Source organism: Vibrio sabulosilitoris, from assembly GCF_055391395.1.
Genome location: NZ_AP029600.1, coordinates 224,135 through 240,018, shown reverse-complemented (window position 1 = coordinate 240,018; position 15,884 = coordinate 224,135). Strand labels below are relative to the sequence as shown.

Sequence of the window (15,884 nt, the reverse complement as noted above, 5' to 3'; positions counted from 1 at the left end):
ATCAGCCCCATATAACTGCCACAAAAGACAGTAACCTTGCTTATCCTTTGCACGTCCTTACCAGTTATTTCTGCTTTGGACGGGGTACAAACCTAGTTTTTGCTCAACTCAAGACAACGTCTCATCGGCCTAATTAGATTGGCTTTTTGCTTCCGTTGGCTCTATCTAATTGAGAGCCATGACGCTGTTTTTCTAAATGGTTAGCTGCAAGCTGAGCAAGCCATTTATAAACAATGTCTTGACGTTGGTTGGAGGTCGCATCATTGTGCTGCGAGTATAACCTCTGCATCTTAAATACAGGGTAGGCTTAAAGAGGGGCAAATCAACAATACTTCACCCGCTGTGGCATACACTGGGTTCAAGTTTTAGGTAAAAAAAAACCAATCACGCCTAAGGCATGATTGGTATCAAAAAAATCATTGTGAACAAAGTGGTTCACTAACAACGTCAGTTGGCTAGGTGACCCTCGGCTTAATAAGGGTCATCTGTTCTTATGCATGTCTCGTGCCATCTTTTAAAAAGACCAAAATTTAGCTCGAACACCTATATCTGATTACTTTTAGACCAACAAAATGCATATTGATAGGTATAAAATTTAAAATTTGCAGTTTGCGAATAGCATTCTGCAAAACAATGCACAATAGGTGCGAATTGCAAAGTAGAGAGTCAACCAGTTACTTAAAAACAGAAGCGGGAGGCGAGTTCGGGTTTTGCCCGGCTAGGGGTGCCCGGCTAGGGGTGCCCGGCTAGGGGCATAATTAGTAGAAAGGTTATTGGAGTAGATTGGATCATTAGAAAATCTTGAACGTCACTGTCGAATATCAACGGTGCACTTGTGAGTGATTACGCTCTACATTTCTCACTAGAGCGAAGCAACGAGGAGCTTGTTATGCAACGACACATCCAAAAACGACTCGCCGCGCGTGTCACCTCGGACGGTGATGGGGTTAAGATAAAACGAATTGCGGGATTTAACCTACCAGGCTTTTCACCATTTCTTATGATCGATGAGCTTAAGTCCGACCAATCTGCTGATTATATTGGTGGCTTTCCACCTCACCCCCATCGCGGGATAGAGACCCTGACTTATATGTTAAATGGTCATTTTCAGCACAGGGATCATCTCGGTCACGTGGGCGAGCTAAAAGCAGGAGGCGCCCAGTGGATGGCAGCAGGACGTGGAATCATTCACAGCGAGATGCCGATCATGACCGAAGGCCAATTGCACGGTTTCCAACTGTGGATCAATCAACCCGCCCATCTCAAAATGACCCCAGCGAAGTATCATGACTTTCAACCTGAAACGATACGCGAATACTCTGATGATAAACTGGGTCTGCTAAGAGTGATTGCCGGCGAGGTCAAGCTTTCTCAGGACGTAGGTCTTTTAGGTGCACTATCCACAACGGGTGTCCCCCTCTCAATTTGTGATTGGCAAGCCAACAAGGGGCATCAAGCTAACCTTGAATTGAATGAGAATGACAATGCTCTTATCTATGTATACTGAGGCAAAGTGGCACTCTCAGCAGAGCACCTCGAGCAAGGGGAAGCAGCGATACTCAGTTCCGGGAAACAACTGAGTTTAGCCAGTCAAGACGATACGGGTGCCCTTATCCTGTTTGGCCAGCCGATTGATGAGCCTATTGTTCATCACGGACCCTTTGTTATGAACACACAGGAGGAGATCAATCAGGCTATCGCCGACTATCAAAACGGACGATTTGAGACCTATTAAACCGGTTTGGTAATCGCGAGCAACCGCACCATAGCCATGTTCGGGTATAAACAAGTCTATTATTTTCAGCCGTTTAAAATTGTACATGAGTCTGTATACTGGGTTTAACTATTCATGATTAAACCCAGGACAATGTTAGAATCTCTGTTAAAGGAAGTCCCGAAACTACTTGGTGACTGGCAGCATAGTGTCTTGGCCATCACCTTGGCCAGCTTGATCCTTTGGACTGCATGGCGTTTGATTTATAGGCATCTCGAAACGCTCGCCGCGCGCACCCGTTTCGAGTGGGATGAGAGCCTGCTCCATGCAGCTAAATCACCAATAAGCGCGTTAATCTGGCTATGGCCTGCGACCTTGTCATTTCAAGTCATGCTGGCCTATTTTTCCACCAGCCCCCATAACTGGTTGGACAGCATCAAACACATCCTGCTGATCCTGATCTTTATCTGGTTCTGTATCCGCCTCGTCGCTGAAGTTGAGTTGCATGCATTACAGACCCAAAAACATGACCCATCAACTATCGAGGCTATCGGTAAGGTTGTTCGGCTGTTTTTCTTTGTAATTGGTGTACTGACCATCATCCAAAGCCTCGGAGTCAGCCTGACTGGGCTACTCACCTTCGGTGGTGTTGGTGGTCTTGTGGTGGGCCTGGCCGCGAAAGATCTGCTGTCAAACTTCTTTGGCGGAATGATGATCTACTTTGACCGCCCATTTAAGATCGGTGATTGGGTTCGCTCGCCAGATCGACAAATTGAGGGAACCGTTGAGCGCATCGGCTGGCGGATGACCGTTATTCGCACCTTTGATAAGCGCCCACTGTATATCCCTAACTCGGTGTTCAGCAATATTGTGGTCGAGAACCCATCGCGTATGCACAACCGACGTATCTACGAAAACTTGGGGATCCGCTACCAAGACTCAATCCAGCTTGAGAGCATCGTCAACGAGGTTAAGGCCATGCTGCAAAACCACCCAGAAATTGATACTAACCAAACACTGATCGTCAATTTCAATGGCTACGGTGCATCATCGTTGGATTTGATGGTCTACACCTTTACAAAAACCGTTAACTGGGTGTATTTCCATCAGGTAAAGCAGGACATCCTATTAAAGATGCTCGCCATCATCCATCAGCACGGCGCCGACATTGCCTACCCTACCCAAACCATCGAATTAACAGGAAGCAAGGAGCGAGGACGGGCTATGCCCTACGAGGAGCGAGGCGTTTAGCACTCACAGCATTTTAAGCGCTCGTCGAAACGATAGGTATTACGCTTTCACCCAATAAAAATTATTAGAGCGAGGAGTTTACCGCGTGGGACCCCTCGCCCCTCGGAGCGAAGCGAAACCCGCAGTGAAACGTCCTCGCTCCTGTTTTTTAAGCTTGACGGCGCGTGTCGATTGCAGCCGCAAGTTGACGTAGTACTTTTTCGGTGTCATCCCAACCAATACACGCGTCAGTGATAGACTGACCATAAGTTGGGGCTTGACCATCGACCAAATCTTGACGACCTTCAACTAGGTGAGATTCGATCATTACACCGAAAATTGCCTGCTCGCCAGCGGCAATTTGACCGCACACGTCTTCAGCAACCACCATTTGACGTTGGTACTGCTTAGAGCTGTTAGCATGACTGAAGTCAATCATGACTTTTTCTGGTAGACCAGAGGCCTCAAGCTGGCTCTTGATTGTCGCAACATGCTCAGCACTGTAGTTGGGCTCTTTACCACCACGTAGGATCAAGTGACAGTCTGGGTTACCTGATGTCTCGATAATTGCCGAATGTCCATACTTGGTGACCGACAAGAAGTGGTGAGAGGCACTGGCACTGCGGATCGCATCAGAGGCAATCTTGATGTTGCCATCCGTACCGTTTTTAAATCCGACGGGACAAGAGATACCCGATGCCAGCTCACGGTGGACCTGAGATTCCGTCGTACGGGCACCAATCGCCCCCCAGCTTATCAAGTCCCCAACATACTGGGGAGAAATCATATCGAGGAATTCACTCGCGGTTGGCATTCCCATATCCGTCAAGTCTAACAACAGCTTGCGACCCATTCGCAGGCCGTCATTGATCTTAAACGTGTCATTGAGGTAAGGGTCGTTAATCAGACCTTTCCAGCCGACAGTGGTGCGCGGCTTCTCGAAGTAAACTCGCATAACAATCTCAAGCTGCTCACCAAGCTCATCGCGCAGCACCTTAAGGCGCTTACCGTACTCGAGCGCCGCCTCGGGATCATGAATGGAACATGGACCGATGATCACCAGCAGGCGGTCATCTTGACCTTTGAGGATATTAGAGATGCTCTTACGCGTATTATACGTCGTTTTCGAAGCCATCTCAGTCGCTGGAAACTTCTCTAAAACGGCCACTGGTGGCAAAAGTTCTTTTACTTTGTCAATTCTTACATCATCGGTTTGAAACATTGCTTAACTCGTCCTTAATTAGAATGCTGTATAGGTTTTGTTCTATATCTAACTTGTGTTTATACTTGTGCGTAAACTCGCAATGAACGTAAGTTATCTAGTAAAAAAAAGAACTTCAATCACTTTTTTTCATTAAACGCAATATTAAACCATCTTTTACAAAATAATTGGTGTGTAACCAATTTTGTACACCCTTAAAAAGGGCATTTAGTAAGCTGATGAGCATAGTGCGTTTCCAACTCACTCAGTGGTCTAGGTACGCTATAAGAAAACCCTTGTAATACATCGACCCCGGTGTTTTTTAACGCAACGGCATGCGCATCAGTTTCGACGCCCTCTGCAACCACCCGGTAGCCTAGGCTCTTACCCATCAAAATCATGGTCGTCACGAAATCAAGGTTGGCTTGCCCATCAACAATGTCACGGATAAACGAACGGTCGATTTTGACCTCTTTAAGTGGCAGGCGCTTGAGCAAAGACAGCGAAGAAAACCCCGTACCAAAGTCATCCAAAGATAAACTGATCCCCGCATTTCTCAGCTGTTCTAACACTTGACTGCACAAATCATAATCGGTGATCGCAGCCGTTTCGGTGATTTCAAAACAAAACAAAGACAAGGGCAATTGGTGATTGAGAATAGTTTGAATCGCCGATGAGGCAAAGTGAGTATTCACTAGCTCTTTGGCGCTGACATTAATTGAAATCCGCTCAAGCCCACGTAGCCAGTCTGACCCAACCAGATCCTGACAGACGCGATTAAGAATATACTCGCCAAACAGGCTCATTAAACCACATTGCTCTGCAACATGAATGAACCGATGAGGCGGCACATCACCAAACGTTATCGATGACCAACGAGCCAAGGCTTCCACACCTACCACCTGATTATTCTCTGCCCCAATTTGTGGCTGGTAGTAAACTTCCACCTCATTACGCTTTAATGCCCCCTTAAGTTGATGCTCCATCGCGATCATATCCTCGCATGAGGCATCCATAAGCGCTTTGTAGGTCACCGCACAATTACCACCGGCTTGCTTGGCACGGTACATCGCTACGTCCGCCTTTTTGATCAGCTCATCGGCACTGTTGCCATCATCAGGGTACCAAGCGACGCCAATCGCAGCCTGCGCTTCGAGTAATATGTTACCGTGCGAAAAGGGTTGCGTGATGCGAAGCAGTATTTGGTCTGTCAGCTCTTTTACCTGTTGGCGGTTGCTCACATCACAAAAGAGCAAAAATTCATCCCCACCCAGTCGAGCAAAGAGTTGCTCATCACCGAGTGATTGCGCTAGCTGCTTGGCCACATGACGCAACAAGGCATCACCCGCGTGGTGACCAAAGGTATCATTAACCAACTTAAATCGGTTGAGATCCATTAACATCACTGCGCGGCTTCTTTTACAGCCCGTATTAATGTAACCGTCAATATCCGCAATGATTTTTCGCCGATTGGCAATACCAGTCAGTGAATCAAAATAGGCCATTTGATGGATTTTTTGCGCGCTTATACGCTGCTGAGTAATGTCAGTCAACGAACCAATAAAGCGCACCGCCCTGCCCTTAGCGTTGCTCACCGCCGCCCCATTAGCCTGAACCCAGATGTATTTACCCGAGACCGTATGCATCCTAAATTCGGTTTTAAACGGCACATTATGGCTCAAATGGTCATGAATTTTGTCCTCAATATCTGAGAGATCTTCATGGTGGATGAACTCAAACAGCTCGCTGCAGTGAATATCACTACGACCCGTTGGTGGTATCCCAAGCATATCCACCAAGCGGCTGTTCCATGTCAGACGATTGGTGACTAAATCCCAATCCCAAATACCATCATTGGACGTATTTGAGACCACCTTGAGCTGTTGCAGAATTTGCTGCAGGCTCTTTTGGCGCGTAGTGGCGGTATCAAGCAGCGAGTCACGCTCAATAAACAAAGCCAACATATCTAGGTAGTTTGAGAACATGGAGTAGGCCCCCACACTCTGCTCATCGGCTTGAGAATCACTGATGCTTAGCAGTTTAAAGTGATCATCGACACCCGTTTTTATCGGGATGATCATCTGAACTGAATGCTGCTCAGGGACAGATAAAGGAAAGTCTTCAACGTGCTCGGCGGCTTTGACGTTGATGTCCTCAACCGCTGATTGACAACGATTGACCAATAGTGTTTTCTCAAGATGAAAGCGCTCTGCACGACAGTGAGCCAAAAAGGCCTGCTCAAACCGGTAACCAAAGCAGCTCTGAGCATCTAAAATTGAATTAAAGCCATCCTTGGCTTGCGAGTAGAAACTCTCAAAAAGTTCGGCGGGAGATTGGATCTCAGCAGATATCATCTGCTGGCGCACCGACCGACCACCAAAGTGTTCAGTTTTTTGCGGACATCCTCCACATGATCCGCGGACGACCAAAGACTGCGGATGAGACACCACATCTGGATTAAATGTGGCCCCTTTGATTCTCTCAACCGCCCGCAACAAAGCTTGTTGAGCCAAAACCTCAAGATTCTGATCGATGGTGGTTAAAGCAAACTCTGACTTCTCACCCAAAAAGACATTATCAACCCCCACCACAGCGAAGTCTCCTGGGATGGAGAAGCCCTGTGTTTTTAATTGCTGAATCATCCCAATAGCATTCTGATCAGCGGCACAGATCACGGCGCTGCAGGCCCCATCCATTTGTGCTAACGCATTGGCTCCTTCACGTCCGCCAGCAAATGAGCAATCACTGACCGAGATAAAGTCCTGAGCAATAAATCGACCATGATGCTCAATGGCTTTAGCCTGAAAAGACTTAAATCGCAGGCGGATATCGTTAACGTTGAGATCGCCACAAAAAGCAATTCTTTGATGACCAAGCTGACGTAGCCAATCATACAGAAGCGCAACACCTTGGCGTTGATCACTGTACATCTGCTCAACAGGCAACGGACTGTAACTTGCCCCAAGTGAGATAACAGGAATACCTCGGCTCACCACTTTATCAATGAGTTGATGAGAAGCGCTGTGCAAAACAACCAGCAGCGCATCGAGGTGGGCAAGACCTATCGGTAAGTTATAGTTGCGACTTTCTCCCGAGCGAATAAAAATGAGGTTGATGTTTAACTGTTTGGCATAGAGGCGAAGGGCGATACTCAGTTCGCCCATATAAAAGCCACTCAGTAGCGGCATAATAACCCCAATAGTTGGACGGTGAAGAGTATCCTGTATCTGATTCATTATTATAAGTTGTGTGCGCTATGCTACACCCCACATCTACATAACCATGGCGTATGTCGCCAACATTAAGGGTGTAACCAACTGATTAATCGAGTATAAGTTAGTAACAACATAATTTACGTTGATTTAATTAATTTCACAGCTTGTTAAGTCAAAAGTCATGACAAGCGCACATTTTATACTGACTTTGAGCTCACGGTGTACACAAGGTTACAACACAAAGTAGTGATCGATCAGCAAGGCAATGAATAGCCCCATCAAGTGATAGATGGAAAACTTAAACGTCTCTATCGCGGTTTTTTCCGTGCTAAAGTACTTAAGCTGCAAGGCGTAATAGATAAAACCTAGGCTAAAGCCTGTCGAAACCAACAAATACAGCCACCCGCTCATACCCACCAGCACCGGCAATAGCACCACTAACGCCAGCAGCACAGTGTAAAGCAGTATTGAGGTCTTGGTAAAGGCTACACCATGAGTGACGGGTAGCATCGGAATATCGGCATTGGCGTAATCGTCCTTGCGATGGATAGCCAAAGCCCAGAAATGCGGCGGCGTCCAAACAAAGATAATCATCACCAATAGCCAGGCATGGCCACTCATCTCCCCAGTGACCGATGTCCAACCCAGTAATGGTGGCATCGCGCCAGCAATCCCAGCGATTACGATATTTTGTGGCGTGGCACGCTTTAAATACAGGGTGTAAACGACGGCATAACCGAGCAGGCTCATAAACGTTAGCCAGGCAGTTAGCGTGTTGACGCCAAACCACAACACGCTAAAACCCACCACGCCCAGCAAACCGGCAAAGACACTCACGTGTAGCGTTGAGATCTCTCCCTGTGGTAATGGACGCTTATAAGTACGTGCCATAATGGCGTCTATACGCCGGTCAATCAGATGATTAAATGCCGCAGCAGAGCCCGCCATCAAGCCAATGCCTATCAAGCCAAGCACCGTCTCCTGCAGGGGCAGCGCGCCATCAACCGCCAAGCACATCCCTACCACAGCCGTCAGCAGCATCAACAACACCACTTTGGGTTTGGTCAGCGTCCAATAGACTCGCCACTGTGATGACGACTTGCCCCGTGCTTGCACAACTAAGGTTTTACTCATTACCTATTTCCTCTCAGAATTCCATTTCTAATCAATGACCCAACCGTTAACCACGTATCGGCGTTGTCCAGATACGATAGTTGGTGTACAGCACAGCGATCAGCAGACTAGCTGCACCTAGGTTATGCGCCACCGCCACCCACAGCGGCAGGTGAAACACAACGTTAGCAACCCCTAGAGACAGTTGAAGGAGTAGTGCTAGCAACACCAGCCTGCCCTCTTTTCTCAGGCTCGACCAACGCCAGCACTGATAAGCCAAAACAAGCAACATTACCGCCGTCACGACAGCACCAATGCGATGCACCACATGGATCGTCACTCTCGGGCCATAAGCCAATACGCCAAATTCATAGTCTTCATGCCCAGCTTGGCGCCAGTCAAACGCACTGGCAAAGTCGAGATAGTTCCACCACTGACCCTCACAAATGGGTAAGTGAGTACATACTAAGGCAGCGTAATTTGATGAGGTCCAACCGCCTAGCATGACTTGGCCTATCACCACCAGCAATGAAGCCGCCGCAAACCACTTGAGCCCTTGTCCCCGTTCGCCGGTAAGCCGAGCTAAGCCATGCGGCAATGGCGAGGCCTTGAGCCGCCAATAGAGTAAGGACAAGCACGCTAACAAGCTAAATCCACCGAGCAAGTGCGCCATGACAACGACAGGCAGCAGCTTGAGGGTCACAGTCCACATCCCCAGCAGAGCTTGAAAAATCACCAACCCGGCGGTGAAGGTCGCCAGACCTCGTACTGCTGAGCGCTCTTGCCAGCAGCGCAGCATAATCCACGCAATCAACAGTCCCAGGGTTCCCGCTACGTAACGATGAACCATCTCAAGCCAAGCTTTGTAGGGCTCGACGGCGCGCTCTGGATAGAGTTGGTTTGCGAGCGCAATGTCCGCTTGAGATTGAGGGACAACCAGTTTGCCATAGCAACCCGGCCAGTCTGGGCACCCTAATCCAGCATCGGACAGGCGAGTGTACGCGCCCAACGCAATCACGACGACAGCCAAGTAGAGAGTTAAACGAACAAGATCTAAAGTTTTCAATGCTGCCTCCTTGCATCAATGATTTGTGAGTTTGCTGAATTCTACCCAACGCGTGAAAGTTTGAGCAGTTTCTTAAAGTCACGCAGCATGCCCTTCATCAACTGCGGGGTCTTCTCGGCATCACTCTGCCCAAGCGAATAGCGCATCACCCACTGCCCCAACGGATCAATAATGATCACATCTTCCCCAACCGCAACTGTCTCGGGCAGGGCATCAACCATTTGGGTATTAATATCCGCTTGAGCGATCACCCTTGCGTCGCTTTGTCCCTGAACAATCATGACTGGCTCAACCCGCTCCTGATACTTGCCCAGTGCAAGATAGCTTTGTCTGAGCAGATACAGCCGCTGCTGGCAAGATTCATCACACTGCTTAGGCACAATATAAGCCAATTGCCACATTGGCTTTTCTGGCTGATAGGTCACGCCAAGATTTTGATAGGTCAAACGGGGCTCGATCAGTTGCCCTTGATTGGTCACGCCAGGTTGGTACCACTGATTGGCGAGGATCAGGTAGGCACTGACCGCTGGTATCGAAAAAAACACTACCAGTGCGATAAGGGTTGCTCGACCTCGCCAAACTGGATTAGAAGTCGTCATTTTGCCTCCTTAGTGGCAGTTGAACTGAGCCTTATTGCGCGCCAACAACACCAAGCAACTAGCCCAAAAAGCACACTCGCCATCGCAAACCATTGCACGGCATAGCCAAAGTGTTTGCGAGAGGGCAACGGCAATGGATTCCACGGCATTGGGTACGGCCACTGTGACACTTGAGGCTGAACGAGGTTGGCTTCGATCGGTAAGTCAAACAGCCGTGACAGTTGGCCAAGGTTGAGATTTTGAATCCGGTAAGGAGCGATAAATTCTGGAGACAACTGACTGCTTAGCGGGTTGAGAGAACGGCGATACACGCGCCCGACAAACTTGACCTCTCCGCGTAACCAGTCCACCTGAGGCAGCACCTCGCGAGATGGAGGAGCGGCAACAAACCCACGCTCAACCAACCAATAGCGATCTTGGGCTTCTATGACTTGATAAGCAAGATAACCCACCTTGCCCTGCCAAGTCTGATTATCCAGCAGTACGTAGTGCTCAGCGACAGCGCGTCCCTCGACATTCACCCGAAAACCCGTTGGATTACTGATAGATAAGGTATGCTCCAAGGCGACTGGTGGCATCTCAGCGCGCTGGGCAAGCGTCGACTCGATCTGTTGTTTATCGTAACCCCGCTCTAATTGCCACAGTCCTAATTTGACCAACAGTGAAAACACAACCACAGTAAATACAACTGCAAACAACACTTTACCGCTCATGAGCGTTTTCCAGCGAGGTTTTATAATGGTCTTTTTGTTCAAAGCCGCTTTAGTCATACTACTACTCTTTATCATCCTTAACCTGGCCTTCGCCCTATTCCAATTAGTGCGCGACAACGGCCAACATGACCAACAAAAACCTATGAGTCACTACTTGGGCCGCCGAGTGATGATCTCGGCAGTGGTGGTTATTCTCCTCATCCTCGCCCTGACCAGCGGATTGGTTGATCCAAACCAATCCCCTTATCAAGTGCCGTAATGGTGGTTATTGAGGCTAGTCTCAGTGGCATGATACGTTCACCTTGAGCCCTCTCTAGCCTCTATAAGCCTAGTCTATTCATGCAGATACGCCCAAGTATTACAGGACGTAGACGAAGACAAACAGGCATAACCACACCACATCGACAAAGTGCCAATACCAGCTTCCTGCCTGAAAGGCAAAATGGTTATGTGGCGTAAAGTGATCCTTAGCAATACGGGCGAGCAAGATGATTAAGAAGATGGTACCCAAACAAACATGCAAGCCGTGAAAACCGGTCAGCATAAAGAAGGTGTTACCGTAAATGCCCGATTGCAGCGTCAGCCCCATCTCCTGATACGCATGCACGTACTCTTCAACCTGAAAGTACAGGAAGAACAGCGCGAGGATGATGGTCAGCTCGAGCCACACGATTAAAGCAGTACGACGATTCTTCTCAAGACTGACGTGAGCAAAGTGCAAAGTGATCGACGACAACAGCAGGATAATGGTGTTTTTCAGCGGTAGGCCCTGCCATGGCATGGCTTCTGTCGTAACACCACTGGGCGTGGTCAATAATGGCCAAATAGCTTCAAAACTGGGCCACAACAGCTCGTTAGTCATCGCATTGTTGCTGGCCCCACCAAGCCAAGGTACCGAGATCATTCGCGCATAGAACAAGGCACCGAAGAAGGCACCAAAGAACATGATTTCAGAGAAGATGAACCAACTCATTCCTTGGCGAAACGATCGCGACATCTGCTCGGAATACAAACCCGCCATGGATTCAGTGATCACGTTTTTAAACCATCCCGCCAGCATGTAGAGCAAGATGCCAAAACCGACAAATAAGATAATCTTGCCCAATATGCCACCTGCGCCATCGCTGCCAATATTCTGAATCGTTACTCCAGCACCAACGGCAACCAAAAATAGAGAAACAGCACCGACAATCGGCCAGCGGCTCTGAGCAGGAACATAATAAGAATCGACAGTCGTATCCGATTGAGAGCGAGGGTTTGAGCTCCCAGTATTTGAGATCATAGCGCCACTCCTTGTTTCGCTTGAGAGTTCAAAGGCGTTGCTTTAGCTTGGCTTTGTTTCGCCACCGCCGGTGCGGAGTCCGCCTTAAGCGAGTCTTTAGAGACCCGATTAGAGATGTCATATAGTGTATAAGACAAGGTTAAAGTATGAATTGAGTCAGGGATATCTGGCTCAATGTAGAATATCAGCCCCATATCGGTGGACTCACGCGCTGCCAGTGGTTGTTGGTTGAAGCAAAAACACTCCATTTTATTGAAGTAACTCGCCCCAAGCCCCGGCGACACCGAAGGCACCGCCTGTCCAACCATATCGACATCTGAGCGATTTTCTGCCAAATAAGACGTTTGAATCACCTCTCCTGGGTGCACCTCCATCGAGGTCACCTTGGGGGTAAACCCCCACGGCATACTGGGCGAAATATGCGATAAAAACTCGACTTTGACAGTACGACTAATATCCACCTGCATACCCACAGGTGCCTCGACCGACGCCGAATTAGTCTTGCCGTTAATGCCAAGCACGTCGCACATCACATCGTAAAGTGGGACCAACGCAAAACCAAAGCCAAACATAGCCACGACGGCCACGGCGAGTTTGGCGACAAGCTTGCGATTTTTTTCTTGTGTGTCCATCGCCCGCCTCCTAGTCCACCTTTGGTGGCGTCTCAAAGGTATGGTGCGGAGCAGGGCTCGGCACTGTCCATTCTAGCCCCTCAGCACGCTCCCAGACTTTCGCTTGTGCCGCGTCGCCACCACGGATGCACTTGATCACAACCCACAGGAAGATCAGCTGTGACAAGCCAAAGGCAAAACCACCAATCGAGACTATCTGGTTCACATCAGCGAACTGGATAGCATAGTCCGGGATACGCCGCGGCATACCAGCGAGTCCTAAGAAATGCATCGGGAAGAATAGCAGATTAACCGAGATAACCGAGCACCAGAAGTGCCACAAGCTGAGCTTGTGATCATACATATGGCCAGTCCATTTAGGCAGCCAGTAATAGGCGGCAGCCATGATTGAGAACACCGCTCCCGAGACTAATACGTAATGGAAATGTGCGACCACGAAATAGGTGTCATGATACTGGAAATCAGCCGGAACAATCGCCAGCATCAGCCCAGAGAAACCACCTATGGTGAAAAGGACAATAAAGGCGATCGCAAACAGCATCGGCGTCTCAAAAGTCATCGCCCCACGCCACATTGTCGCCACCCAGTTGAACACCTTAACCCCAGTCGGCACCGCAATCAGCATAGTGCAGTACATAAAGAACAGTTCGGCAAACACCGGCATCCCAGTGGTGAACATATGGTGCGCCCATACCAAAAAGGACAGCAAAGCGATTGAGCAGGTTGCGTACACCATCGAGTGGTAACCAAACAGCTTCTTACCGCTAAACGCAGGCACGATCGCCGAGATAATACCGAATGACGGCAAGATCATGATGTACACCTCAGGGTGACCAAAGAACCAGAAGATATGCTGGAACATCACAGGATCGCCACCGCCTGCGGCATCAAAGAAGCTGGTGCCGAAGTATTTATCCGTCAGCACCATGGTCACCGCGCCAGCGAGCACCGGCATTACCGCTATGAGCAGGAATGCGGTGATCAACCAGGTCCAAACGAATAGCGGCATCTTAAACCACCCCATGCCTGGTGCACGCATGTTGACGATAGTAACAATAACGTTAATCGCCCCCATGATTGAGCTGATCCCCATTATGTGCACGGAGAACACAAACAACGCGGTACTGTCAGGACCATAAGTCGTCGATAGCGGTGCATAGAATGTCCAACCAAAGTCTGGACCGCCACCGGGCATGAATAGCGAAGCCAACAGGATTAAAAAGGCAAAAGGAAGAATCCAAAAACTGAGGTTATTCATCCGTGGCAGCGCCATATCTGGAGCCCCGATCATCATCGGAATCATCCAGTTGGCCAAACCGGTAAAGGCAGGCATAACCGCTCCAAACACCATGATCAAACCATGGACCGTGGTCATCTGGTTAAAAAACTGCGGCTCAACCAATTGCAAGCCAGGCTGGAACAGCTCAGCGCGAATGATCATCGCCATCGCGCCGCCAGTCAAAAACATAATAAAGCTAAACCACAGATAGAGCGTACCTATGTCTTTGTGGCTGGTTGAGTAAATCCAGCGCGCAATCCCCTTGGCAGGACCATGCGCGTCGTGATCATCATGGGCATGCCCACCACCAAGCACCTCGTCCGCTGCCGATTGTTTGGTCGGCTGGTTGATGTGTTTGCTCATTGTGCCTCCTTGGCAGGTGCTGCTGAGCCTGTGCCTTGCTTAAATTGATTAATATCCGATGCCTGAATGGTTTCACCGGTGTCGTTACCCCAGGCATTACGTTGATAGGTGATCACCGCAGCGATCTCCTGCTCGGTCAGCTGGTTATCGAACGCCTGCATCGCCGTTCCAGCGCGTCCATTGACAATAATATCGATATGCTCGGAAACATCGCCAAGCGCAATCGCACTGCCTTTAATGGCCGGAAATGCCCCAGGGATCCCCTCACCGCTCGCTTGGTGACATACCGCACAGCGTCCGCTGTAAACCGCCTCACCCTGAGACATCAGGTCTTCCATACTGAGATTGTTGGCAAGTGCAGCCGCCGCTTGCTCTTGCGCCAGTGCCAGCTCTTGCTTCTTGCCTGCCAGCCACTGGTCATAATCGTCTTGTTCCATCGCGTGTACTACAATCGGCATAAAACCGTGCGCCTTACCGCACAACTCCGCACATTGCCCGCGATACACCCCTGGCTCGTCAATCTGCGTCCATGCTTCGTTGATAAAACCGGGAATGGTGTCTTTTTTGACCGCAAAATCGGGCACCCACCAAGAATGGATGACATCGTCTGAGGTAAGGAGAAAACGTATCTTCTTAGCAATCGGGACAACCAATGGATTGTCTACCTCCAGCAGGTAATGGGCTCCTTTGGCTTCTAAACCATCAATCTGCTTTTGATCGGTAGCAAGTAAGCTAAAGAAAGAGACGCCTTCATCAAGATAATCGTAATGCCATTTCCACTGTGAGCCCGTGACCTTGACCGTCATGTCCGATTGAGATGTGTCTTCCATCGCGATCAAGGTTGTGGTCGCTGGTATAGCCATACCAATCAAAATAAGCACCGGGATCACCGTCCAGATAATCTCGACTTTAGTGCTCTCGTGAAAGTGAGCAGCCACGGCCCCTTTTGACTTTCGATGTTTGAAGATGGAGTAAAACATCACGCCAAACACCACCAAAGCTATCGCGCAACAGATATAGAAGATCAACATATGCAGGTCGTAGACCTTCCCGCTTATCTCTGTCACGCCCTGAGTGAGGTTGTAACGACTCATACTGGTTGAAGGCTCTTCACTCGCGCTTGCAATAAAAGACAACAGCCAAAAGTGCACGGCAATAGCCGCAGAGGACAGTCTCAACAAGAGTCTGCGCCAGTCCATGTGAACTCGCATTTGTTTTGCTCCTTAGCGTTCCCACCAATATAGGAATTGGAAAAAGTCAGTAGAACTGTCAACCCGTGCGCTAGTCCTTGTATCCCTGCTCGAGTCGTACCATCCAGTCCCAATGACTGTTACTTCACAAACAACATAAGATGTTATTTTTATGTTAATAAACGCTAGTTAAAGATACGAGAATGCGCAAGAAATCGACCAACAAAATAGCGAGAGGCGAGAGGCGAGAGGCGAGAGGCGAGAGGCGAGAGGCGAGAGGCGAGAGG

Annotated in this window: 11 protein-coding genes and 2 pseudogenes; 3 read left to right on the top strand and 10 right to left on the bottom strand. The window is 49.1% G+C overall.

Annotated features, from left to right (window positions below):
* The first annotated feature begins 889 nt into the window (after positions 1-889).
* Together ACZ5R2_RS16975 and ACZ5R2_RS16970 are read left to right on the top strand one after the other, a co-directional pair.
* A pseudogene (locus ACZ5R2_RS16975) lies at positions 890-1,735 on the top strand (pirin family protein).
* A gap of 132 nt (positions 1,736-1,867) precedes the next feature.
* The gene (locus ACZ5R2_RS16970) at positions 1,868-2,965 is read left to right on the top strand and encodes a mechanosensitive ion channel family protein (RefSeq protein WP_464903398.1); all 1,098 of its coding nucleotides are present in this window, start codon (positions 1,868-1,870) and stop codon (positions 2,963-2,965) included.
* Positions 2,966-3,113: 148 nt separating this feature from the next.
* Here ACZ5R2_RS16970 and aroG read toward each other — a convergent pair whose 3' ends face one another.
* The 6 genes from aroG to ACZ5R2_RS16940 form a co-directional block, all read right to left on the bottom strand.
* Positions 3,114-4,166: a 3-deoxy-7-phosphoheptulonate synthase AroG gene (gene aroG, locus ACZ5R2_RS16965; protein ID WP_464903399.1), complete on the bottom strand. Its 1,053-nt coding sequence runs from the start codon at positions 4,164-4,166 to the stop codon at positions 3,114-3,116.
* A gap of 194 nt (positions 4,167-4,360) precedes the next feature.
* Entirely contained in the window at positions 4,361-7,381 is a 3,021-nt protein-coding gene (locus tag ACZ5R2_RS16960) for an EAL domain-containing protein (protein WP_464903400.1), read from the bottom strand.
* Positions 7,382-7,591: 210 nt separating this feature from the next.
* Positions 7,592-8,494 carry a heme o synthase gene (cyoE, locus tag ACZ5R2_RS16955; protein WP_464903401.1) on the bottom strand — a complete coding sequence of 301 codons (903 nt, stop codon included), beginning with the start codon at positions 8,492-8,494 and terminating at the stop codon, positions 7,592-7,594.
* A gap of 46 nt (positions 8,495-8,540) precedes the next feature.
* Positions 8,541-9,539, bottom strand: coding sequence for a COX15/CtaA family protein (locus ACZ5R2_RS16950; protein ID WP_464903402.1), 999 nt, complete (start codon positions 9,537-9,539; stop codon positions 8,541-8,543).
* 41 nt (positions 9,540-9,580) lie between these two features.
* Positions 9,581-10,138, bottom strand: a complete 558-nt coding sequence (locus ACZ5R2_RS16945) for a hypothetical protein (RefSeq protein ID WP_464903403.1) — start codon at positions 10,136-10,138, stop codon at positions 9,581-9,583.
* Positions 10,135-10,851 carry an SURF1 family protein gene (locus ACZ5R2_RS16940; RefSeq protein WP_464903404.1) on the bottom strand — a complete coding sequence of 239 codons (717 nt, stop codon included), beginning with the start codon at positions 10,849-10,851 and terminating at the stop codon, positions 10,135-10,137. The genes ACZ5R2_RS16945 and ACZ5R2_RS16940 overlap by 4 nt, the downstream gene beginning before the upstream one ends.
* A gap of 25 nt (positions 10,852-10,876) precedes the next feature.
* On the opposite strand from ACZ5R2_RS16940, the gene ACZ5R2_RS16935 reads away from it, so the two are divergent.
* Entirely contained in the window at positions 10,877-11,110 is a 234-nt protein-coding gene (locus ACZ5R2_RS16935; protein WP_464903405.1) for a DUF2909 family protein, read from the top strand.
* 99 nt (positions 11,111-11,209) lie between these two features.
* Here the strand turns inward: ACZ5R2_RS16935 and ACZ5R2_RS16930 are convergent, their stop codons facing one another.
* From ACZ5R2_RS16930 to coxB, 4 genes and pseudogenes are all read right to left on the bottom strand, one after another.
* Positions 11,210-12,133: a cytochrome c oxidase subunit 3 gene (locus tag ACZ5R2_RS16930; protein ID WP_464903406.1), complete on the bottom strand. Its 924-nt coding sequence runs from the start codon at positions 12,131-12,133 to the stop codon at positions 11,210-11,212.
* Positions 12,130-12,765 carry a cytochrome c oxidase assembly protein gene (locus ACZ5R2_RS16925; protein ID WP_464903407.1) on the bottom strand — a complete coding sequence of 212 codons (636 nt, stop codon included), beginning with the start codon at positions 12,763-12,765 and terminating at the stop codon, positions 12,130-12,132. Before ACZ5R2_RS16925 ends, ACZ5R2_RS16930 begins: the two co-directional genes overlap by 4 nt.
* Before the next feature lie 10 nt (positions 12,766-12,775).
* Positions 12,776-14,338 (bottom strand): annotated as a pseudogene (gene ctaD / locus ACZ5R2_RS16920) (cytochrome c oxidase subunit I); the annotation flags it as partial.
* Positions 14,339-14,403: 65 nt separating this feature from the next.
* Positions 14,404-15,618: a cytochrome c oxidase subunit II gene (coxB, locus tag ACZ5R2_RS16915; RefSeq protein ID WP_464903408.1), complete on the bottom strand. Its 1,215-nt coding sequence runs from the start codon at positions 15,616-15,618 to the stop codon at positions 14,404-14,406.
* Positions 15,619-15,884 lie beyond the last annotated feature (266 nt).

Excerpts from the sequence above, each read along its gene's own strand:
- aroG (WP_464903399.1), bottom strand. The coding sequence starts at position 4,166 with ATGTTTCAAACCGATGATGTAAGAATTGACAAAGTAAAAGAACTTTTG.
- cyoE (WP_464903401.1), bottom strand. The coding sequence starts at position 8,494 with ATGAGTAAAACCTTAGTTGTGCAAGCACGGGGCAAGTCGTCATCACAG.
- ACZ5R2_RS16935 (WP_464903405.1), top strand. The coding sequence starts at position 10,877 with ATGGTCTTTTTGTTCAAAGCCGCTTTAGTCATACTACTACTCTTTATC.
- ACZ5R2_RS16970 (WP_464903398.1), top strand. The coding sequence starts at position 1,868 with ATGTTAGAATCTCTGTTAAAGGAAGTCCCGAAACTACTTGGTGACTGG.
- ACZ5R2_RS16940 (WP_464903404.1), bottom strand. The coding sequence starts at position 10,851 with ATGAGCGGTAAAGTGTTGTTTGCAGTTGTATTTACTGTGGTTGTGTTT.
- ACZ5R2_RS16930 (WP_464903406.1), bottom strand. The coding sequence starts at position 12,133 with ATGATCTCAAATACTGGGAGCTCAAACCCTCGCTCTCAATCGGATACG.
- ACZ5R2_RS16960 (WP_464903400.1), bottom strand. The coding sequence starts at position 7,381 with ATGAATCAGATACAGGATACTCTTCACCGTCCAACTATTGGGGTTATT.
- coxB (WP_464903408.1), bottom strand. The coding sequence starts at position 15,618 with ATGCGAGTTCACATGGACTGGCGCAGACTCTTGTTGAGACTGTCCTCT.
- ACZ5R2_RS16945 (WP_464903403.1), bottom strand. The coding sequence starts at position 10,138 with ATGACGACTTCTAATCCAGTTTGGCGAGGTCGAGCAACCCTTATCGCA.
- ACZ5R2_RS16925 (WP_464903407.1), bottom strand. The coding sequence starts at position 12,765 with ATGGACACACAAGAAAAAAATCGCAAGCTTGTCGCCAAACTCGCCGTG.